19 protein-coding genes and 1 other RNA gene are annotated in these 20,156 nt (G+C 74.1%); 11 read left to right on the top strand and 9 right to left on the bottom strand.

What is annotated here, in order from left to right; all coding sequences use genetic code 11:
• Positions 1-103: 103 nt before the first annotated feature.
• The gene (locus tag ACQPYA_RS23960; protein ID WP_433529339.1) at positions 104-3,568 is read left to right on the top strand and encodes an SNF2-related protein; all 3,465 of its coding nucleotides are present in this window, start codon (positions 104-106) and stop codon (positions 3,566-3,568) included.
• Positions 3,565-4,611 carry an SWIM zinc finger family protein gene (locus ACQPYA_RS23955; protein WP_433529338.1) on the top strand — a complete coding sequence of 349 codons (1,047 nt, stop codon included), beginning with the start codon at positions 3,565-3,567 and terminating at the stop codon, positions 4,609-4,611. The genes ACQPYA_RS23960 and ACQPYA_RS23955 overlap by 4 nt, the downstream gene beginning before the upstream one ends.
• Here ACQPYA_RS23955 and ACQPYA_RS23950 read toward each other — a convergent pair.
• The gene (locus ACQPYA_RS23950) at positions 4,580-4,837 is read right to left on the bottom strand and encodes a DUF3040 domain-containing protein (protein ID WP_433529337.1); all 258 of its coding nucleotides are present in this window, start codon (positions 4,835-4,837) and stop codon (positions 4,580-4,582) included. The two genes, ACQPYA_RS23955 and ACQPYA_RS23950, sit on opposite strands and share 32 nt — an antisense overlap.
• 68 nt (positions 4,838-4,905) lie before the next feature.
• On the opposite strand from ACQPYA_RS23950, the gene ACQPYA_RS23945 reads away from it, so the two are divergent.
• On the top strand, positions 4,906-5,121 hold the full coding sequence (locus ACQPYA_RS23945; RefSeq protein ID WP_433529336.1) for a hypothetical protein: 216 nt from the start codon (positions 4,906-4,908) through the stop codon (positions 5,119-5,121).
• A 460-nt stretch (positions 5,122-5,581) separates the two neighbouring features.
• On the opposite strand, the gene ACQPYA_RS23940 is transcribed toward ACQPYA_RS23945, so the two are convergent.
• On the bottom strand, positions 5,582-6,253 hold the full coding sequence (locus ACQPYA_RS23940) for a bifunctional DNA primase/polymerase (protein ID WP_433533589.1): 672 nt from the start codon (positions 6,251-6,253) through the stop codon (positions 5,582-5,584).
• Positions 6,254-6,503: 250 nt separating this feature from the next.
• Between ACQPYA_RS23940 and ACQPYA_RS23935 the strand changes: the two genes are divergently transcribed.
• The 5 genes from ACQPYA_RS23935 to ACQPYA_RS23915 all read left to right on the top strand — a co-directional run bounded on the left by ACQPYA_RS23935 (position 6,504) and on the right by ACQPYA_RS23915 (position 11,336).
• A complete protein-coding gene (locus ACQPYA_RS23935; protein WP_433529335.1) occupies positions 6,504-7,736 on the top strand; it encodes a helix-turn-helix domain-containing protein in 1,233 nt (410 codons plus the stop codon).
• Positions 7,737-7,749: 13 nt separating this feature from the next.
• Entirely contained in the window at positions 7,750-8,322 is a 573-nt protein-coding gene (locus ACQPYA_RS23930; RefSeq protein ID WP_433529334.1) for a flavoprotein, read from the top strand.
• A gap of 175 nt (positions 8,323-8,497) precedes the next feature.
• On the top strand, positions 8,498-9,400 hold the full coding sequence (locus ACQPYA_RS23925; RefSeq protein WP_433529333.1) for a Nif3-like dinuclear metal center hexameric protein: 903 nt from the start codon (positions 8,498-8,500) through the stop codon (positions 9,398-9,400).
• Positions 9,390-10,127 (top strand): zinc ribbon domain-containing protein, encoded by a 738-nt coding sequence (locus ACQPYA_RS23920; RefSeq protein ID WP_433529332.1) that lies wholly within the window; start codon positions 9,390-9,392, stop codon positions 10,125-10,127. The genes ACQPYA_RS23925 and ACQPYA_RS23920 overlap by 11 nt, the downstream gene beginning before the upstream one ends.
• Positions 10,128-10,130: 3 nt before the next feature.
• Positions 10,131-11,336, top strand: a complete 1,206-nt coding sequence (locus ACQPYA_RS23915) for a bifunctional RNase H/acid phosphatase (RefSeq protein WP_433529331.1) — start codon at positions 10,131-10,133, stop codon at positions 11,334-11,336.
• Here the strand turns inward: ACQPYA_RS23915 and ACQPYA_RS23910 are convergent.
• On the bottom strand, positions 11,325-12,095 hold the full coding sequence (locus tag ACQPYA_RS23910; RefSeq protein ID WP_433529330.1) for a sulfite exporter TauE/SafE family protein: 771 nt from the start codon (positions 12,093-12,095) through the stop codon (positions 11,325-11,327). The genes ACQPYA_RS23915 and ACQPYA_RS23910 overlap by 12 nt on opposite strands.
• A gap of 223 nt (positions 12,096-12,318) precedes the next feature.
• Between ACQPYA_RS23910 and rnpB the strand changes: the two genes are divergently transcribed.
• An RNA gene (gene rnpB, locus ACQPYA_RS23905) (RNase P RNA component class A) lies at positions 12,319-12,733 on the top strand.
• 215 nt (positions 12,734-12,948) lie between these two features.
• Entirely contained in the window at positions 12,949-13,287 is a 339-nt protein-coding gene (locus ACQPYA_RS23900; RefSeq protein WP_433529329.1) for an immunity 51 family protein, read from the top strand.
• Positions 13,288-13,751: 464 nt separating this feature from the next.
• Here the strand turns inward: ACQPYA_RS23900 and ACQPYA_RS23895 are convergent, their stop codons facing one another.
• Together ACQPYA_RS23895 and ACQPYA_RS23890 are read right to left on the bottom strand one after the other, a co-directional pair.
• Positions 13,752-14,222, bottom strand: coding sequence for a roadblock/LC7 domain-containing protein (locus ACQPYA_RS23895; protein ID WP_433529328.1), 471 nt, complete (start codon positions 14,220-14,222; stop codon positions 13,752-13,754).
• A complete protein-coding gene (locus ACQPYA_RS23890) occupies positions 14,219-14,590 on the bottom strand; it encodes a hypothetical protein (protein ID WP_433529327.1) in 372 nt (123 codons plus the stop codon). The genes ACQPYA_RS23895 and ACQPYA_RS23890 overlap by 4 nt, the downstream gene beginning before the upstream one ends.
• A 440-nt stretch (positions 14,591-15,030) precedes the next feature.
• Between ACQPYA_RS23890 and ACQPYA_RS23885 the strand changes: the two genes are divergently transcribed.
• Positions 15,031-15,897: an AraC family transcriptional regulator gene (locus ACQPYA_RS23885; RefSeq protein ID WP_433529326.1), complete on the top strand. Its 867-nt coding sequence runs from the start codon at positions 15,031-15,033 to the stop codon at positions 15,895-15,897.
• A 61-nt stretch (positions 15,898-15,958) separates the two neighbouring features.
• Here ACQPYA_RS23885 and ACQPYA_RS23880 read toward each other — a convergent pair whose 3' ends face one another.
• The 4 genes from ACQPYA_RS23880 to ACQPYA_RS23865 all read right to left on the bottom strand — a co-directional run bounded on the left by ACQPYA_RS23880 (position 15,959) and on the right by ACQPYA_RS23865 (position 20,099).
• Positions 15,959-16,753, bottom strand: coding sequence for a nucleotidyltransferase domain-containing protein (locus ACQPYA_RS23880; RefSeq protein ID WP_433529325.1), 795 nt, complete (start codon positions 16,751-16,753; stop codon positions 15,959-15,961).
• Complete coding sequence (locus ACQPYA_RS23875; RefSeq protein WP_433529324.1) at positions 16,746-17,255, bottom strand: NUDIX hydrolase; 510 nt, start codon at positions 17,253-17,255, stop codon at positions 16,746-16,748. The genes ACQPYA_RS23880 and ACQPYA_RS23875 overlap by 8 nt, the downstream gene beginning before the upstream one ends.
• Before the next feature lie 43 nt (positions 17,256-17,298).
• Entirely contained in the window at positions 17,299-18,567 is a 1,269-nt protein-coding gene (locus tag ACQPYA_RS23870; protein WP_433529323.1) for a M48 family metallopeptidase, read from the bottom strand.
• Between the two features lie 200 nt (positions 18,568-18,767).
• Positions 18,768-20,099, bottom strand: coding sequence for a hypothetical protein (locus ACQPYA_RS23865; RefSeq protein ID WP_433529322.1), 1,332 nt, complete (start codon positions 20,097-20,099; stop codon positions 18,768-18,770).
• Positions 20,100-20,156 lie beyond the last annotated feature (57 nt).

Raw genomic sequence — 20,156 nt, 5'->3', positions numbered from 1 at the left:
ACGGTAGCCGCTTGACGCCGCCTATCCTGTCCCGGGTGTTAACCGAGGGCCCTTTCTCTACCTGAGGCGTTAACCGGGGGCCCTTCCTTCTGAGGGGGAGCGCGTGCTGGTTGTGCACGGGGTGTGGCTGGCGGGTGGAGGGCTCGCCGTCTGGGCCGAGGACAGCACCCGGCCGCCGCGTGCGCCGCGCCGTCCGGGCCGGGCGCCCCGGGAGCGCCCGCACCCGTTCGCCGCCGAGCACGCCACGCTGGTCGCCACGCTCGCCGAGGCCGCCGAGCCGACCGCCCTCGGCACCGCGCTGGTCCGTCTACCGACCCGCGCCGGCTCGCCGCTGGACTCGCCCGAGCTGGTCCGGACCGCCGTCGTGGAACCGGTCCGCGGCCCGGTGACCCTGGCCGGCTGGCGGGTCCCCATCCTGGCGTACGCCCCGGACGCCGCGCTGCCGCTGCTGCGCGCCCTCGACCGTCTGGCGGCCGTGCCCGGCGCGACCCTTCGGCACCTGGCCGAGCTGGCCGCCTTCGCCGCCGACCTGGCCGCCCGCGGCCGGGTCCTGCCCGGCCTCGCCGACGACCCGACCCACCTCGCCGACCCCGCTCCCACCGCCGGCCCGGCCCTGTCCGGCGAGGCTCGCACGTCGGGCTCGGCGCGCGGTCGCGCCGCAGGCGGCGGGCGGCTCGTTCGAGGCGGATCCGGCACCTCGGCGGGTGGCGGATCCGGCACCTCGGCCGGTGGCGGCCCGGTCCTCGCCCGGGCCGTCTGGCGGCCGCTGCTCACCGGCACCGACGCCACCTGGGCCCGGGCCCTGGCGCTGGCCCTGCCGCCGGCTGCACGCGCGGTCGTCGAGGTGGACCTGCCCGGCGCTCCGGTGCCGCGGGCGGGGGAGGCGGGCCTGTCCGGCCGGCCGGGGTCGCGGGCGGGAAAGGCGGGCCTGCCCGGCAGGCCGGCGGAGGCGGGCGTGCCCGCCACGCCTGGATCGCCGGTCACGGAGGTGGACCTGTCCGGCACGCCGGGGTTGTTGGTCGCCGGGGCGCTCGACGCGCTCACCGACGCGGCCGTGCGCGCGGCCCTGCCGGAGACCGCGCTGGCCCGAGGGGTGCGGCCGGGGGCCGCGGTGGCCCCGTGGCTGGGCGCGCTGACCGGGCCGCGCCGCGAGTTCACCGCCGAGCCGGCGGCGCTGCACACCCTGCGTGCCGAACTGGACGCCTGGCAGCGTGACGCCGCCGGTGGTGCGGTGCGAGCCAGCTTCCGGCTGGTCGAGCCATCCGCCGAGGAGATCACCATCCCGGTGGCCGGGATGCGGGCCGACCCCGACCTCGATTCCGACGCCGACCTCGACCGCGGCCCCGACTGCGGCCTTGACCCCGGCCTTGACCCCGGCCTCGCCGTCGAGTTCGACGACGAGGCCGAGGCCGTCGGGTTCGGTGGGTGGCGGGTGGAGTTCGGGCTCCGCGCGGCCGACGAGCCGGGCCTGCACGTCGACGCCGGCCAGGTGTGGCGCGGTGCGGGCCTGCCGGCCGCCGGTGACAATCCGCAGGAGACGCTGCTGGCCGAGCTGGGCCGGGCCAGCCGACTCTGGCCCGAACTGGACGCGGCGCTGCGCACCGCCACGCCGGAGGCCCTGGAGCTGGACGCCGACGGCGCCCACCGGTTCCTCCGCGAGGGCGCGCCGATGCTGCACGCGGCCGGCTTCACCGTGCTGCTGCCGTCCTGGTGGCAGCGGCCCTCGTCGCGGCTCGGCGCACGGCTGCGGGCCACCTCCCGGACCGCCCCCGGCACGGTCACCGGCCCCGGCGAGAAGGTCGGGCTGGACGCGCTGGTCGACTACCGGTGGGAACTGGCCCTGGGCGACCAGCCGCTGACCGAGGACGAGCTGGCCCGGCTGGTGGAGCTGAAGACCCCGCTGGTCCGGCTGCGCGGTCGCTGGGTCGAGCTGGACCCGAAGCGGCTCGCCGCCGGTCTGCGGCTGCTGCGTTCCGCCGGCGAGCTGACCGTGGCCGACCTGCTGCGGCTGGGGCTCGCCGACGCCGAGCAGCCGGACGCGTTGCCGGTGCTGGAGGTGACCGCCGACGGGGCCCTGGGCGACCTGCTCGCCGGGGCCGTGGAACGCCGGCTCGCCCCGCTCGATGAGCCACCCTCGTTCCACGGCACGCTGCGGCCGTACCAGCGGCGGGGGCTGGCCTGGCTGGCGTTCCTCCAGTCGCTCGGGCTGGGCGGGGTGCTCGCCGACGACATGGGGCTCGGCAAGACGGTGCAGCTGCTGGCCCTGCTGGCCGCCGACCCGCCGCAGACCGGACCGACCCTGCTGGTCTGTCCGATGTCGCTGGTCGGCAACTGGCAGCGGGAGGCGGCGCGGTTCACCCCGGGGCTGCGCGTACACGTGCACCACGGCGCGCAGCGGGCCCGGGGCGAGGGGCTCGCGGCGGCCGTGCACGCGGCGGACCTGGTCCTCACCACCTACTCGGTGGCCGCGCGGGACGCCGTGGACCTGGCCGGGATCGACTGGCACCGGGTGGTGGTGGACGAGGCCCAGGCCATCAAGAACGCCGCCACCCGGCAGGCCGAGGCGGTCCGTGCACTGCCCGCCCGACACCGGATCGCGGTGACCGGCACGCCGGTGGAGAACCGGCTGGCCGACCTCTGGTCGATCATGCAGTTCGCCAACCCGGGGCTGCTCGGCCCGGCGGCGACGTTCCGCAAGCGATTCGCCGAGCCGATCGAACGGCACGGCGACGCCGAAACCGCCGAGCGGCTGCGCCGGATCACCGGCCCGTTCGTGCTGCGCCGGCTCAAGACGGACTCCTCGATCATCACCGACCTGCCGGAGAAGCTGGAGATGGAGGTCTTCTGCAACCTCACCGCCGAGCAGGCGGCGCTCTACCGCGTGGTCGTCGACGACATGCTGGCGCGCATCGAGTCCAGCGACGGCATCGAGCGACGCGGCCTCGTGCTGGCCACCATGACCCGGCTCAAGCAGGTCTGCAACCATCCCGCGCAGTTGCTGCGCGACGGCTCCCCGCTGGACGGACGCTCCGGCAAGCTGGCCCGGCTGGAGGAGATCCTGGACGAGGTCCTCGCGGCGGGGGAGAAGGCCCTGTTGTTCACCCAGTACGCGGAGTTCGGCGGGATGCTGCGCGGGCACCTGTCGGCGCGGTTCGGCCGGGAGGTGCTCTTCCTGCACGGCGGGGTCAACAAGGCCGACCGGGACGAGATGGTCGCCCGGTTCCAGTCCGACGGCGGGCCCGCCCTGTTCGTCCTCTCCCTCAAGGCCGGCGGGACCGGGCTGACCCTGACCGCCGCCAACCACGTGGTGCACGTCGACCGGTGGTGGAACCCGGCGGTGGAGGACCAGGCCACCGACCGGGCGTTCCGGATCGGGCAGCGCCGCCGGGTGCAGGTCCGCAAGTTCGTCTGCGCCGGCACGGTGGAGGAGAAGGTCGCCGCGCTGATCGCCGACAAGCGCGGCCTGGCCGCCTCGGTCGTCGGCGCCGGCGAGCAGTGGGTCACCGAGCTCTCCACCGCCCAGCTGCGTGAGTTGTTCACCCTGGACGCCGGGGCGGTGACCGAGTGACCGGCCCGACCGGCGCCGGCGCCCGTGGCCGGTTCGCCGACTACGGGCCGCCGCGCCGGGTCGATGGCGGGCTGCGCGCCCGCAGCACCCGTGGCGCGATCGGCGTCTCCTGGTGGTCCCGCCGCTTCCTGGAGGTGCTGGAGTCGTTCGCGCTCGGCACCCGGCTGACCCGGGGCCGGTCGTATGCCCGCGCCGGCCAGGTGCTCCGGCTCGACGTCGCCCCCGGCGTGGTGAGCGCGGCCGTGCAGGGCTCCCGGCCCCGGCCGTACGAGGTCCACATCGGACTGTCGCCGTTCCCGGAGCAGCTCTGGGGCCGGATCGAGGCGGAGCTGGCCGCCCAGGCGTTCTTCAGCGCCCGGCTGCTCGCCGGCGACCTGCCGGCCGAGCTGGAGCAGTTGTTCGCCGCGGCCGGGGCGCCACTCTTCCCGGCCGCGGTGGCAGAGCTGGAGCAGCGCTGCTCCTGCCCGGACTTCGCGGTGCCCTGCAAACACCTGGCGGCCACCTTCTACCTGCTCGCCGAGGCGTTCGACGCGGACCCGTTCGCCCTGCTGCACTGGCGTGGCCGGGGCCGGACCGAGCTGCTGGACCGGCTACGCGAGCTGCGCTCGGCCGGTTCGCCGGCCCAATCGCGCGGCGACGGCACCGGACCAGGACGGAAGCGCCCCCGCGCTGCCGCCGGCGGCGAGGCGTCCGCCGTCGGGCCCGCCGGCCACCAGGACGGCCCCGTCCCGACAACCGGCCAGCCGGACGCTCCCGTCCCGGCAACCGGTCGGCCGGCCGTGCCGGCTGCGGCGGCCGGGGCGGCGCGGGCGCTTGCCGACCTGCCCGCCGCGCCGCTGGCCGAGACGGTCGACCGGTTCTGGCTCCCGCCCGTGCCGCTGCCCGACCGCCCGCCGAGCCTGACCAGCCGGCCGGATCTGCTGTTGCGCCAGCTCGGCGCACCCGCACCGGCGATCGGCGGGCCGGGCCTGGCCGAGCGGCTGCGCCACGCCTACCGGCAACTCGGGGCGGTCACAGCCAGCGATGGCGGAACCGCCACATGAGCGCCGCGTTGGCCAGGAGCACCACGGCGAAGATGCCGCCGGCCAGCCGCCCGGCGAGCACGGTGGTCGCCGGCAGCGCCGCCCAGAGCAGGATTGTCAACAGCAGCAGCCACCGGCCGCGCCGGACCCGGGCCCGCTGGTCGAGCCGGGCGAAAAACGCCGGGTCGCTCTCCTTCAGGTGGCGGGTGATCTGCTCAAATCTGCGCTGATCCTCTTTGCTGAGCATGTGCCTTCCCCTCACGCGTTCAGCAACGGTGCGGCGGAATACCCACTGCGGCGCGGACTCACGCGCTCTTGCTGTTGCTACTTTGCCCGGCCCGGCCCGGCCCGGCCCGGCCCGGCCCGGCCCGGCCCGGCCCGGCCCGGCCCGGCCCGGCCCGGCCCGGCGCAGCCTTGCGCGGCCTGGTCCGGCCCGACCTGGCGTGGTGCGATCCGGCCCGGCCCAGCCTGGCCTGGCGCGATCCGGCCCGGCGCGGCCTGGTGTGGCACGAAACCGGGTGTGGCGGCTGAGCACCACCCGTCCGGGCCCTGCCTCCGGCTCTGTGGATGAACGGGCGCACCGGGCAGGAATGTCACCTCCGGTGACCGGAGTCCGGCTCGCGAGGTGCGTACCGGAACCGGCCCGGAGCCCCGCGGGGCCCGGTTCTGCCACTGGCGGGCGGGGCCGGTTCCTCCGCTGGCGGGCGGGTCAGGGCCAGCGCGTCGGCCGGTGGATGGTCGCCGGGCGGGAGCCGAGCGGCCGGGGCCGTCCGGGCCGTGCGCCCGGTGGCCGGGTGGCGGCCCACCGGCGGCCGGGGCGGTGCTGGCGGGGCGGTTCGGCTCCGCCCGGATGGCGCGTAGTGTCGTCCGTGGACATCGGGATCCCCGCTCCCGGCGCGGGTGCGCCGTCGTGGTGTTCAACGAGCGCCCGCCGCCGGGCGTCGCTGCCCGGTCGGTCCGGACCTCGCTCCGGACCGGAAGTCAGCGGAAGTCAGCGGCCCCGGCGGGGCAGTGGTAGGTGCCCGGGGACCAGCGCCGAGGTCAGCGTGATCCCGGCCGCGCGCAACGCGTCGACCAGCGTGTTCTGCACGAGGTAGGAATCCGGCAGCTGCCATCGGGCCTGTTCCGGCGCCACCGCCCAGCGGATCTGCCCCTCGGGCAGCCGGGTGGGGGGCGCCGGCACCCACGAGCCGGGGCCGTGCCGCACCACGTGGAAACAGTGCTCCAGTTCGGGCCGCAGCGGGTCGCCCGGACGGACCAGGAACATCCAGCGGCCGGTCGGGGTGACCAGCACCGGCCCGCGTACGCCCGGACCGACGGGATGGGCCCGCACCGCGTCCAGCACCGGCCGGCCCAGGTGGGCGGGAACCTCCAGCACGTCGAACGAACGGCCGGTGGGCAGCAGCACGCCGTGCGGGCGGGACCGCCACCAGGTGGCCACCCGGGCCGGATCGGCGCTGGCGGCCTCTTCCCATTCCTCAAGGGCGGGGTGGCAACCGACCGTCGGGCAGCCGGCCCGCCCGCAGACGAAACGGCTGCGGGCCAGGCAGGCGCCGGGGGTCACCTCCCAGCCGTGCATCGCGTACCGCACCGCGACCCGGCGCAGCCGTACCCGCTCCAAGGGCGACAGAGGTGCCACGCGCGGTCCGACATTCCCCCACATTGGTGCCATCTCCCCTCGCCGGACCGCCCGGCGTCAGCTCGTATGTCGAGCACCGTCACTGCCGTCGCCTGTGCTCGTTGCTTTGACAAGGTGGCCGATGCAACTTGCACGAAAGCTACGAGGACTGGCCGTACGGCTGACGCACAACCTGTGCGACCAGCGGAAACCTGAGATACGGACGGATCGGTACGCCCGCGGATCGGCCCCCGGCACCTGGGCCGGGGCTCCAGCAAGGGGAGGACTGGGGAGTATGGACGAACTACCGATCGGGCGGCGGGTGGCCTACTGGCGGGGGCGGCGGAAAATGTCGCAGCAGGTCTTCGCCGACCGGTTGGGCAAGTCGAAAAGCTGGGTGGACAAGATCGAACGCGGCGTGCGCCGGCTGGACAAGTTCTCCGTGCTCTACGAGATCGCCGACATCCTCCAGATGGACGTGCAACTGCTGCTCGGCAGGGACCCGGAGCGGCGTACCGACACGCTGAACTGCATCGACCAGTTCGAGGTCGAGGAGATCCGGGCCGCCCTGGAACGGTACGACTCGATCAGCGCGTACTTCGACGCGGCGCCCTGCCCCCCGCCGCTGGCGGACATGGGCAAGGCCGTCACCCACGCGTGGCTGACCTACCAGTACGGCCGGTACGGCATGCTGACCCGGGCGCTGCCGAAACTGCTACGCGACGCCCAGGCGGCCGACGCCGCCTACGGCGGTGCCGACCAGGGGCAACGGGCGGCCCACCTGCTCGGGCAGGTCTACCAGATCGCCTCCTCGGTGCTGCGCAAGCTGGGCGAGCGCGAGCTGGCCTGGCTCGCCGCCGACCGGTCCATCGCGGTCGCCCAGCGCGCCGACGACCAACTGCTCGCCGGGGTCGCCACCACCCGGGTCTGCAACGCCCTGGTCGCGATGGGCCGGGCCCGGCCCGCGCTGGAGCTGAACGTCACCATCGCCAACCGGCTCGCGCCCGGCGGACGCAACGACACCCGCCCGGAACGGATCTCGGTCTACGGCATGCTGCTGTTGCAGGGCGCCATGGCCGCCGCCCGGATCGGCGACACCTCGACCGTGGAGGACCTGCTCAACGGCGCCCAGGAGGCGGCGAACGAGCTCGGCGGCGACCAGAACCACTACTGGACGTCGTTCGGGCCGACCAATGTGCACCTGCACCGCGCGGCGGCGGCGGTCGAACTGGGCGACGGCGGGCGGGCGGTCGAGGTGCACCGCCAGAAGATCCAGGACGCGCCGTTCGACGCGATGCTGCCCGAGCGCCGGGCGCACCACCTGCTCGACCTGGCCCGGGGCTTCGCCCTGATCGGCGACGTGGCCAACGCCGGCGAGATGCTGCTGCGCGGTGACCGGCTCGCCCCCTCCGAGATCCGCTGCCGGCCGATCGCCCACGAGGTGATGTCGGACGTCCTGCGTCGCACACGTGGTGCGCCGCCTTCTCTGATCGCGGAGTTGGCTGAGCACATGGGAGTAGGAGTATGACCTCGGAGCCGGCATGACCGGTTCGCACCGCCATGACGGGCACCGCGAGGTGCTCTACATCATCGCCTGCGGCTCACCGCTGGCCCGGGACGTCGGCCGGCTCGTCGAACTGGCCCAACAGGACGGGTGGGACGTCTGCGTAATCACCACCCCCGACGGCGCGAAGTTCGTCGACCGTACGGCGCTGGCCCGCCAGACCGGCCACCCGGTGCGTACGCACTACAAGAACCCGGGCGACCCGGACGTGCTGCCGCCGGCCGACGCCATGATCGTCTGCCCGGCCACGGTCAACACGGTCAACAAGTGGGTGGCCGGCATCGCGGACACCCTCGCCCTCGGCCTGCTGGTCGAGGCGCAGGGCCGCGGCGTGCCGCTGGTCGCCGTGCCGTACACCAACTCGGCGATGGCCGCCCATCCGGCCTTCCGGACGAGCATCGACCGGCTCGCCGAGTGGGGGGTGAGCGTGCTCTTCGGCGACGACGTCTTCCCGCTGCACGCGCCCGGCACAGGGGAGCGGCACCAGCACGCCTTCCCCTGGGCCCTGCCCCTCACCGCCGTCCGCGCCCACCTCGTCCGCACCGGGTGAAAGGAAGGGCCCCCTGTTAACGCCTGGTGAGGTAAAGGGGCCCCCTGCTAACAGCTGGTTCGGGCGGTCGGAGCGCGATGGCCCGGGTCCGGCGGTGGCCGTGGCCCGGGCCCCGGCGTCGAGGTCGGCCGGGTGAGGCCCCGGAGCGCCGCCGACGCCGGTAAGCTGGCCCGCCGTGAGCACAACCGCAGCCGTGCCGACCGTCGCCGAGGTGGTGGCCGAGCTGGAGCGGCGCTACCCGCCGGCCTGGGCCGAGGAGTGGGACCGCGTCGGGCTGGTGCTGGGTGAGCCCTGCGCCCCGGTACGTCGGATCCTCTGCGTCGTCGACGTGGTCCCCGAGACGGTCGCGGAAGCGCTCGATGCCGGCACCGACATGATCATCGCCCACCATCCGCTGCTGCTGCGCGGGGTCTCCTCGGTGGCGCCGACGACGTACAAGGGCCGGATCATCCACCAGCTGATCAAGGCCGACATCGCGTTGTACGTCGCGCACACCAACGCCGACGTGGCCGTCCCCGGCGTCTCCGACGCCCTCGCCGCCCGGCTCGGGCTGGCCGACCTGCGCCCGCTGCAACCGTCCCGACCCGGCACCCCCGCCGCCGGTGAGGGGCGTGGCGCCGGCCGGATCGGTCGGTTGCCGCAGCCGATGACCCTGGCCGAGCTGGCCCGGCACGCCGCCGCCGCGCTGCCGGCCACCGCTGTCGGGGTACGCGCCGCCGGCGATCCGGACCGGACCGTGCGTACCATCGCTGTCTGCGGTGGTGCCGGGGACAGCTTCCTGGCCGACGCAACCGCCGCCGGGGTCGACGCGTACCTCACCTCCGACCTGCGCCACCACCCGGCCGGCGAGCATCTCGCCACCGACGGGCCGGCGCTGCTCGACGCGACCCACTGGGCCACCGAGCGGCCCTGGCTGGACGATCTGGCCGCGGCGCTGCGGGCCGCGCCCGGTGTCGAGACGCTGGTGTCCGACCTGGACACCGACCCGTGGACCGTACACGCCGCCTCACCCGCGGCGGACGAACCCGCTGCGGGCGAACCCGTCGCGGACGACAAGGAGCCCCATCGTGAAGGCTGACCCCCAGGTCCAGCGCCGCCTGCTCGACCTCCAGGCGATCGACACCGCCCTCGCCCAGCTCGCCCACCGCCGGCGCGCGTTGCCCGAGCGGGCCGAGCTGGAGGCCCTCGCGCGGGAGCTCTCCGCCCTGGAGGACGAACGGGTCCGCGCCCAGGTGGCGGTCGACGACCTGGACCGGGACATCGCCCGGCTGGAGAAGGACGTCGACCAGGTGCGGGCGCGCAAGGCCAAGGACGAGGCCCGGCTGGCCGCCGGCACCGGCCCGGCCCGCGAACTGGAGGCGCTCCAGCACGAACTGGTCTCGCTCAACCGCCGGCAGAGCGACCTGGAGGACGCCGAGCTGGAGTTGATGGAGCAGCGGGAGACCGCCCAGTCGGTGTTGGACGGGGTGGAGCAGCGGCTGGCCGAGGCGCGCGAACGGCGCTCCGGCACCGAGCAGCGGCGGGACGAGAGCCTCGCCGAGATCGGCCGGGAGGAGGAGTTCAGGCGCTCCGCCCGGCAGCCCCTCGCCAACGACCTCCCCGCCGACCTGGTGCAGCTCTACGACCGGATCCGCACCGACACCGGGCTCGGCGCCGCACTGCTCGCCGCCGGCCGCTGCGGCGGGTGCCGGCTGGAACTCTCCGGCGCCGACCTGGCCCGCATCCGCAGGGCCGATGCCGACGAGGTGGTCCGCTGCGAGGACTGCCGCCGGATCATGGTCCGCACCAACGAGTCCGGGCTGTAGCCGGTGGCGCCGCGTACCGTCCTCGTCGAGGCCGACGGTGGGTCCCGGGGCAATCCCGGCCCGGCCGGCTTCGGCGCGGTGGTCCGTGACCCGGCGTCCGGTGCGGTGCTGGCCGAGCGGAGCGAGGCGATCGGCACCGCCACCAACAACGTCGCCGAGTACCAGGGGCTGATCGCCGGCCTGGCCGCCGCCGCCGAGCTGGGTGCCAGCGAGGTCGAGGTCCGGATGGACTCCAAACTCGTGGTCGAGCAGATGTGCGGCCGTTGGCAGATCAAGCACCCCGGCCTGCGTCCGCTCGCCGCCCAGGCGGCGCAGCTGGTCGGCCGGTTCGCCGCGGTCCGGTTCAGCTGGATCCCCCGGGACCGCAACACCCACGCCGACGCCCTGGCCAACGCCGCCATGGACGCCGCCGCCAAGTCGGGCCTCGCCGCACCGACCGTCGAGCCGCCCCGCATCGTCGAGCCGGCACGACGGCTGGGTGGCCCGGAGCCGGCCGGCGGCGGCGCGGCAAAGGTCGTCGCCAGCGCCGAAACCGTGGGGGCCGACCTGACCAGCGCACCGGTCTCCTGGGAGCCGCGGCCCAGCTTCACCGCCACCCGGCTGATCCTGGTCCGGCACGGCGAGACCGAGTACACCGAGCAGGGCCGCTACTCGGGCCGCGGCGACATCACGCTCTCCGCGAAGGGCCGGGCCCAGGTGCGGGCCACCGCCACCCGGGTGGCCGCGCTCGCCCCGAACGCCGCGGCCGTGGTCAGCTCGCCGTTGTCCCGGTGTACGGCCACCGCCGAGGCGATCGCCGCCGCCCTCGGCGACATTCCGGTACGCCGAGACGACGACCTCATCGAGTGCGACTTCGGCTCCTGGGAGGGGCGCACCTTCGCCGAGGTACGCGAGCGCTGGGCCGGTGAGCTCGACGCCTGGCTCGCCTCGACCCGGGTCGCCCCGCCCGACGGCGAGTCCTTCGCCCAGGTGGCCGAACGGTGCGCGCGGGTGGTGCAGCGACTGCTCGCGGCGTACCCCGGTCAGGCCGTCGTGGTGGTCTCGCACGTCTCACCGATCAAGCTGATCCTGCGCGACGCGCTCGCCGCCCCCGACGCCTTCCTGCACCGCCTCTACCTCGACGCCGCCGGCATCTCGGTGCTCGACCGCTGGCCCGATGGCGGCGTAGCCGTCCGCTCGGTCAACGAAACCGCCCACCTACCGCACTGAGGCGAGGGTGCGCCAGAGGAGATAACCGCCGATGGCGGTGCCGAAGAGCACGATGACGGCCTTCAGCACGAACGACGGCAGGCGGCGGACCAGGCGGGCACCGGCGTACCCGCCGATCAGCGTCGCCGGTGCGACCAGCGCGACCGCCGCCCAGTTCACCGGGCCGGCGAGCGCGAAGACGACCACGGTGGTCAGGCCGATCGCGGCGGAGAGCAGGTTCTTGACCGCGCTCACCCGGGCCAGCGTCGCGTCCAGCACCAGGGCCAGGCCGGCGACCAGCATCACCCCGACGGCCGCGCCGAAGTAGCCGCCGTACACCGAGGCAAGCGCGACAATGGCCTGGAGGGTGACCGCCCGACGGCGCGGCGGCAGGTCGCGCGGGTGGCCGACCAGCCGGCGCAGCGGATCCTGGAAGGCCAGCACCGCGGTCGCCCCGAGCACCAGAAAGGGTACGACCAGCTCGAACGCCCGAGCCGGGGTGACCAGCAGCAGCGCCGCCCCGGCCAGCGCGCCCACAATCGCGGTGGGCACCAGGCTGGCCAGCAGCCGCCCGCCGGGCAGGTCCACCCGGCTGCCCGCCACCGCGGCCCCGTACCCCGGGAACACCGCCACCGAGTTGCTCACGTTCGCCGCCACCGGCGGCAACCCGACGGCGAGCAGCGCCGGAAACGTGATCAGCGAACCACCCCCGGCCACCGCGTTGATCGTCCCGGCGCCCAGCCCGGCGGCGAGCAGCAACGCGGCATCGACCAGCTCCATGATCCCCGAGGCTAGTACCCACACCACACGCCCTGCCCACCAGGGAAGGCCCGCCACCGGGCGGCACCTTGCCCGCAACATCCGTGAACCTGGGGTGTCGCGGTCGGCCGGATACCGCAACATCCCTGAAGTTGCTCAGTCGCGGGCACTGCGGGGCGTCGGGGTCGGGCGTGGGGCGGAAGTGGGATGGGGTGGCGCGTCGTTAGGATGGGTGCACGACGGACGAGTCGACCGGGCGGTCGCGTCGGCGGGCCATGGCCCGCCGCCGAGGAACGTCCGGACTCCACAGGGCAGGGTGGTTGTTAACGGCAACCCGGGGTGACCCGCGGGACAGTGCCACAGAAAACAGACCGCCGGCCCCATCGGGGACGGTAAGGGTGAAACGGTGGGGTAAGAGCCCACCAGCACCCCGGGTGACCGGGGTGGCTTGGTAAACCCCACCCGGAGCAAGGCCAAGAAAGGGCCGTCACCGCAAGATGACGACCCGCGCAGACGCTTGAGGGTGGCCCGCCCGATGTCTGCGGGTAGGCCGCACGAGCCTGTCGGCAACGGCAGGCCGAGATGGATGGCCGCCGCCGGCGCAAACCCTCCGGGGTACGCGCCGAGCACAGAATCCGGCGTACAGGTCGACTCGTCCGTCGCCCACCAGCCCAGCGGCCGTGATCAGGCCTTGGCCACGCCGGCCCCGGCTTCACCCTCCGCGCCTGCACCCGCCTGATGCCCGACGGTGAGGAACGCGCCCGGCGGGCCGTCGACCGGCTCTTCGAGCCTGCGGCTTGAGATCCGGGATGCGCCCGTGACAACGACCGGCCGATCGTTGCGCCTGCGTACCGAGGGGTGCCAGACTTTTCAGATGACCTTGCTCAGGCTGATCGAGACGACTCCAGGGAAGTACTCGCTGCTGCTGGATGCGGGAACCACGCCGGTCGACGACCTGATCGGGGAACTCGGTCACGAGCCCAACGGGTACTTCTGGGAAGGCGTCGCGCAGGTTCTCGTCAGCACCGAGGCCCAGACGCTCGAAGACCGGTTCGCCTATGACCCCGAGGCCGGCATGTTCTGTGCCTACGGCACCGATCGAAGCGCGCTGGAAGAGCTGGCAGCTCGGATGAATGTGGTCGCGACCGATGGCGAACGCATGCGGCGGCTGGTCGTGGAAGCCAAGGCGAGCGGGTTCGAGTTCGACGACTGACCGCCAGGGCGGCCGGTGGCCCGTTCCGTGCTTGCAGAGTCGGAAGCCCCCAACCCCCAACCCCCGACCTCGTTCGAGCCGTCGGCCTCCGCCACGCCTCGCCGGCCCGTTCCCGGTACATATACCGCCACTCGTCGAGACCCCCGTCACGGACTCGGAGTGGTGGGCCGAGGTCTACAGCGACGTGGTGCTCGACCCGGGCCGTCGGGCCAGGTCAGGGTCGGTCGACCGGGTGCTCATCGGTGCGTCCCTGTGGGTTCGGACCCCTCGTGGGCGTGGGCACGTCGATCGTCGTCGGGAGTTGAACGCCCGGGGTGACGAGTAAGTAGTGTGAGGCAGGCTCACCGCCATCGCGCAGCGAGGAATCACGCGGGCCGCCGCGTGGCGTACGCGATGGCGGTGAGCCCGGTTCGTGGCGGAGCGGCGTCCGCAGCGGTGCCGGTCATTGCGCCGGTGGGTGTCGGTCAGACCTGGGCGATGAGTTTGGCGAGGCGTTCGGCTACCGGTGGGGTGTGCAGGTGCAGCCGGGCCACGTTGATCGCGTCGTGGCCGACGACGGAGAGCAGCGCCTGCGGGCCGACCGCGTACACGGCGAAGTAGCCGGCCTGGTTGCGGACGGTGGACTGGCGGAACTCGCCCTGGCCGAGGCGGAGGCTGACCTGCCGGCCGAGGCCGAAGGTCGCCGCCGCCATCGCGGCCAGGTCGTCGGGGTCCAGCGGCGGCGGCAGCTCGTGGGTGATGAGCAGGCCGTCCACGCCGCCGAGGACGCTGCCCTGCACCCCGGGGACCTGTAGGCGCAGTTCGGCCAGCTCGCTGCCGATGGCCGGGTACGGCAGTGACGGGTTGCCGGCCAACGACGGCGGGAGCCTGGGCGGCGGCGGGAGATCCGGTCGCTGGGCGGTACGGCGGGGCAGGAATGTGTCGCCGACGCTCACAGCTCCAGCTTCTCCTCGATGGCGCGCAGCTGGTGCCGGGCGAGTGCCAGGTTGGACCGGGCCTTGCTGAGCATGAGGTAGAGGAACAGGCCCATGCCGTTGGCGCCGGTGAGCGGCCGGATGATGTGGTACTGGTTGCCGAGGGTGATCAGCATGTCCTCGATCTGGTCGTTCAGCTTCAGCATCTCGATGGTGCGCATTTTGGCGCGTACCACGTCGGTGTTGCCGGCCGCGGCGATGGTCAGGTCGATCTCCGGGGTCCCACCGGCCACGCCGAGGGTCATCCCGCTGGTGTAGTCGACGAGTGCGACGCCGATCGCGCCGTCGATGGTCATGGCGTCCTTCAGTGCGGCGTCAAGGTTGGCCACGGTGCCTCCAGGGTCGACTGACGTTTCTGCCCACGCCAGCGCACGGGTCTTCGTAGGGGACCCCCGTCGCCCCAATGAAGGTTTCTCGGACGTGAGAGTTGCACATATGACCTTGCATCCACACCCTGGACAGGCACAACGGGCTGAGCGGGCCACGCTGGGTGACCACCGGGGCGGTCGAGATCGTCGCTGCGGCTGATCCCTTGGTCCCGATTCCGTCTGATACCGACTCGGTCGGGCGGACGGTGCCACCGATCGTCGCGCGACCAAGAGGTTTGGGCCGGCCGGCGTAGGGCCGATGCCGAGAGGGCCGCCGGTTCGGCCACGTCCGACGGTGAACCGGCAGACGCCCGGACCACCCGACCGGGCCGGGCACAGCATGTCGGGTCGGGGGTGCCGGCGCGGCCATAGCGTGGGCGGCACAAGGGAAGGAGACCCGGGTGCTGGAGCGGCTCAACCAGGCCATGGAGCACATCGAGCGGCACCTCGACCGGTCGGTCGACGCGGCCGAGCTGGCGCGGATCGCGGTCACGTCGGAGTACCACTTCCGGCGGCTCTTCTCCGCGCTGGCCGGCATCCCGCTGTCGGAGTACGTGCGCCGACGCCGGCTCACCGTCGCCGGCGCGGAGGTGCTGGCGGGGGAGCGGACCCTGCTCGACATCGCGGTCCGCTGGGGGTACGGCTCGGCCGAGGCGTTCACCAGGGCGTTCAAGGCCGTGCACGGGGTCGGTCCCGGCGAGGCCCGGCGCACCGGGGCCGCGTTGCACGCCCAGCCCCGGATGTCCTTCCGACTCACCGTGGAAGGGAGCAGCAGCATGCGATACCGCATCGTGCAGAAGGAGTCGTTCCAACTCGCCGGCCGCAAGGCCCGGGTGCCGCTGGTGCACGAGGGCCTGAATCCCGCGATCGTGGCCTTCGTCAAGAGCATCGAGCCGGCGACCCGGGATCGGATCGAGGCGCTGTCCGACCAGGAGCCGGCGGGGATCGTCAACGTCAGCGACGGGCTGGCCGGCAACCGCGCGGAAGGCACCGAGCTGGATTACTGGTACGGCGTGGTGACCGGTGCCGAGATCCCCGACGACCTGGCCGTGTTGCCGGTGCCGGCGGGGACCTGGGCGGTGTTCGAGACCTCCGGGGCGTTCCCCGAGGCGGTGCAGTACCTGTGGCGGGACGTGTTCACCCAGTGGTTCCCGGCCAACCCGTACCGTTCCCGTCCCGGACCGGAGATCTCGCGTACCCGCGTCTCGGCGGACGGCAGTCACGCGGACGCCGAGCTGTGGATCCCGGTGGAGCCGGCCCCGGCCTGACGGGCCGCCGCACAGGCCGGACCAGGCCGCAAAAGGCGGACCAGGCGGGGCCGCGAGTGGGTCAGGCCGGCCGGTCGGTGAGGTCGGTGAGTACCCGGCGCTGGAAGGCGCGGGCCTGCGGGCCGCTGGGCGACGTGCCGCCGTCCCGGGCGGCGATCGACCGCTCGACCAGGTCGGTGGTGGCGGCGTCGACCAGCGGCCCGGCCCCGGCCAGCAGCCGCCGGCCGGCGGCCACCTTGGGCAGCCACACCCCGTGCCGTAGCCGCGCCCAGGAGCGGCAGGCGCCGAGCACGGCGTCCTCCGCCCCGGGCGCGGGTACGTCGCCGGGCGGGACCGGCCGCTCCAGCCACCAGCGCAGCGCCGCCACGATGAGCCGGCGCAGGTCGTCCGGGGCCAGGTCGGCGAAGGCGTCCGCGGCGGGCGGGCCGAGCAGGGCCTGCCCGCTCTGGTGCAGGATGCTGCGGTCCAGGCCGTACCAGAACAGGCCGTCCGCGGGTGGTCGCTCGGCCGGGCCGTACGACGCCCGGAAGTCCATCCGCGCGCCGGTGTTCAGCTCGACCTCGAAGCCCGGCTCGGGGGTGCCGGAGCGGGCCACCTCCCGGCGGTACACGACCAGCTCCAGGCCCCGGGCCGGGCAGGGCAACGCCTCGTGCCGCAGCCGCGCCACCAGCTCGCGAGCCGTCGCCGGAGGCACCGGGTTGGCGCAGAGCAGCGCCACGTCCACGTCGCTGCGTCCCGGCTGGTACGCCGCCAGCCCCACCGAGCCCGCCGCGTACGCCCCGCACAGCTCGTCGCCGAGCACGTTGCCGGCGACCGTGACCAGTTCGGAAAGATACCGCCGTAGCGGATCAGCCATGCTCAAGTTCCCCGGGCTCGCCCCAGAGCATCCCGGCGGGCAGGAAGAACGCCGGGGCCTCCGCGCCGAGGGCGTGCCGGATGACCAGCCGGGCGTGCTCGTCCAGGTCGGGCAGCCCGCCCGGCGGGAACCACCGGACGTCCAACGACTCGTCGTCGTTGACCCGCAACTCACCGCCCAGGAACCGGCAGCGGAAACCGAGGTTGAGGTACTCGCAGTGGTCCCCGTTGGGGTAGGTGTGCGGGTGCGAGATGGCGCTGCTCAGCCGCAGCGGCTCGACGTCCAGCCCGGTCTCCTCCTGCACCTCCCGTACGACCGCGGTGGCCGGCTGCTCGCCCGGCTCGACGAAGCCGCTCACCACGGACCATCGGCCGTCGTCGGCGCGTTGGCCGAGCAGCAGTTCGCCCGCGTCGTTGCGGACAACCGCGCTGACGCTGGGTAACCAGAGCAGGTCATGGCCGACGTGCTTTCGCATCCGCAGGATGTAGTCCGGTACGCCCATCCGGCGACCTTAGCCCCTCAGGTTTTCCCGGCGCGCGCCCCGGTCAGGAGAGGCTGATCTGTCGGCGGATCCGCTCGTACTCCCTGGCCAGTTCCTGATCCATGCGCTCCAGGCGGGCCAGCGTGAGGACCACCTTCGGGTCGTGCCAGCTCCGGCTGGTCAGCATCCGTCGGCGCAGGCCGGTGGGCGGGTGCGAGGCCAGCAGCGATGCCTCTTCGCGTACGGAGAGTTGCCGTAGCTGTGGCAGCCGGTCAGTGGCCTCGGCGAGTGACCGGGCCGTGTCGGCCCGCCACTGTTGCGGGCCCTGGCCCGCCCGGGAGTCCCGGCGCACCACGAGCGTCATCGACTCGATGCGCAGTGTGTTGTCCAGCAGTCGGGTCGTCGCGTCCGTCCCGGCGGCCCTGGCCGACAGTTCGTCGGCGAGGTACTCGGCGCGCTGGCTCTCGCGCAGCGCGAGGCAGGCCAGGGCCAGGTGCGCGGCGGAGAAGAGCCGGGACAGTGTGCCGAGGAACACCTTCGCCAGCAGGGCCCCGAACAACTCCAGGATGCCGCCGCGATGCCCGGTCTCCATCGGGCGGAGCAGGTCGGCGGCCTCGCCGAGCGTGCGCAACGCCGGCTGGGTGAGCAGCATCCGGCGCGGGTCACCGTTGGCGAAGTGGCCCAACTCGTGGCCGAGCAACGCCACCCGCTCCTGCGGACCGAGCGAACCCCAGTAGGGCAGGCCCAGGCAGAGGACCCGCCGCCGACGTAGCCCGACCTGGCCGGCGTACGCGTTGAAGTTGCCGTCCACACCGATCACCTGCGGCGCGGGGGTGTCCAGCGCCGTCGCGACCTCGTCGACCAGCGCGAACAATTCTGGCGCCCGCTGCCGGGTCAGCACCTCCAACTCGGGGTCGAGCCGGCCGAAGCGGGGCCGCAGCACGAAGGCGAGAGCGAGCAGCGTGACGCCGGGCAGGATGGTCAGGCTCGGGAACGACCACACGGTCAGCCAGACGCCGGTGACCGCGAGCGCGGCCACCCCGGCCAGTAGCAGCACCGAGGCCGCCGCGATCAGCACCGTCGCGGCACCGCCGCCGGTCGCGCCGATCGGTCGCCCCACCAGCCGGTCGAACTGCTGGCGCGTCAACCGGTAACCCAGCCGGTGCGCCCGGCGGTCGAGCCAGACCCAGCCGAACACGGGCCGGCTCCGATCCGGGTCGTACGCCTCCAGGTTCCACTCGCAGGACGGGCACCAGGGCGTGGCAGCGAGCGGGGACACCGTCGCGGCACCGCATTCCGGGCATTCGGTGGCGGTCGGGGTAGCTGTCGTCACGATCGCTGATTGTGGCGGCGCCGGCACCGCGCCGGCAGCGGCCGTTCGGATGATCAACGGACGGCGGTTTTGGCGTTTCGGCACGTCGGTCGGCCTGCACGTCTACTGTGGAAAAGCCTGGTGACTTGCGGTGTTCGGGTGGCGGGCGGTCGTTTCCCGGTGCACAGTGATCCCATGAGCGACAGCGGACGTGGACGCTACTACTGGTGTACGCGACACCACCGGGTCGAGACCGAAGCCGACGTGTGCGCTGCCCGGCACGTTCTCGGACCGTACGCCTCAGCCGCCGACGCGGAGAACGCCCTGCAACAGGTGCGGGAGCGCAACGAAGCGTGGGAGGCCGAGGACGCCCGCTGGACCGGGGAGGAGAGGTAGACGACGCGGGACGCCTCCCGCGTCGAGGCACTGCGTGCGCCGCGAGGGCGGCGGCACGTCCCCAAGGAGGGAACCGAGATGGCCGAAGCACAACAGGCCACCCGCCCGGCCGCGAAGCGTACGCCCGCGAGGAGAAGCGCCGCGACGGAACGCACTGCGGGCCTCACCCGTACCCCGTCCACCCGCCGCGCGAACGGCACCGCGCCGGCGGCCCGGAAGGCGACCTCGCCGGCGCGCAAGACCGCCGCCGCGAAGAGCGTCACCGCGAAGGCCACCGCCAAGAAGGCACCCGCCAAGAAGGCACCCGCCAAGAAGACCGCCGCGAAGAAGACGGCGGCGGCGACTACGGCGGCGAAGAAGACGGCGGCCACCCGGGCCACGGCGGCGAAGGCGCCCGCCCGCAAGGCGCCCGCCCGCTCGGCTGCCCCCGCCGGCAGGACCGCGCCCGCCCGGAAGGCGACCACGGCGCGAGCCACGTCGGCCGCGCGTAAGGCACCCGTGAAGAAGGCGACCACGGCGACGAAGCAGGCGTCGGCCCGGAAGACCACGGCGACGGCCCGGCCGTCGACGGCGCGGAAAACCACGACGGCGGCGACCCGGCCCGCGTCGGCGCGGCCAACGGCGGCGCGGAAGAGCACGGCGACGGCAACCCAACCGGCGGCGGCGCGGAAGACCACGACGGCGGCGACCCGGACGGCGGCGCGGAAGAGCACGGCGGCGGCCCCGGCGAAGAAGGCCCCCGTGAAGAAGGCTTCGGCGAAGTCGGCTCCGGCCGGCAGGACCGCGCCGGCGAAGAAGGCTACGGCGAAGAGGGCCGCTACCAAGGCACCCGCCCGGAAGGCCGTGACGGCCGCCCGGAAGGCCGCGCCGGTGCGCAAGGCTGCCGCGCCGGCCCGTAAGGCCGTCGCCGCCGCGAAGCCGGCACCCGCGCGGAGGACCACCACGGCAGCGACCGGGCTGGCGCGGAAGACGACCGCGAAGGCCCCCGCACGGAAAGCCCCCGCGAAGGAGGCTCCCGCGAAGAAGGCGTCGGCGGGCAGGGCGACGCCGGCGGGCAGGACCGCGCCGGCGAAGAAGACCACCGCCAAGGCCCCCGCGCGCTCGGCCTCAGCGCGCACCGCCCCCGCGCGCTCGGCCTCCGCGCGCAAGGCCACCACGGGTTCGACCGGGCGGGGCGGCGCTGCGCGGAAGGCGGCCGGCTGACCCGGCGTACG

This window comes from Micromonospora sp. CA-263727 (assembly GCF_050942455.1).
Classification (GTDB): Bacteria; Actinomycetota; Actinomycetes; order Mycobacteriales; family Micromonosporaceae; genus Micromonospora.
Note: the sequence above shows the minus strand (reverse complement) of the source record. Positions and strands in the feature narration are given on the sequence as shown.

Excerpts from the sequence above, each read along its gene's own strand:
- ACQPYA_RS23950 (WP_433529337.1), bottom strand. The coding sequence starts at position 4,837 with ATGCTCAGCAAAGAGGATCAGCGCAGATTTGAGCAGATCACCCGCCAC.
- ACQPYA_RS23940 (WP_433533589.1), bottom strand. The coding sequence starts at position 6,253 with ATGTGGGGGAATGTCGGACCGCGCGTGGCACCTCTGTCGCCCTTGGAG.
- ACQPYA_RS23935 (WP_433529335.1), top strand. The coding sequence starts at position 6,504 with ATGGACGAACTACCGATCGGGCGGCGGGTGGCCTACTGGCGGGGGCGG.
- ACQPYA_RS23930 (WP_433529334.1), top strand. The coding sequence starts at position 7,750 with ATGACCGGTTCGCACCGCCATGACGGGCACCGCGAGGTGCTCTACATC.
- ACQPYA_RS23910 (WP_433529330.1), bottom strand. The coding sequence starts at position 12,095 with ATGGAGCTGGTCGATGCCGCGTTGCTGCTCGCCGCCGGGCTGGGCGCC.
- ACQPYA_RS23900 (WP_433529329.1), top strand. The coding sequence starts at position 12,949 with ATGACCTTGCTCAGGCTGATCGAGACGACTCCAGGGAAGTACTCGCTG.
- ACQPYA_RS23880 (WP_433529325.1), bottom strand. The coding sequence starts at position 16,753 with ATGGCTGATCCGCTACGGCGGTATCTTTCCGAACTGGTCACGGTCGCC.
- ACQPYA_RS23875 (WP_433529324.1), bottom strand. The coding sequence starts at position 17,255 with ATGGGCGTACCGGACTACATCCTGCGGATGCGAAAGCACGTCGGCCAT.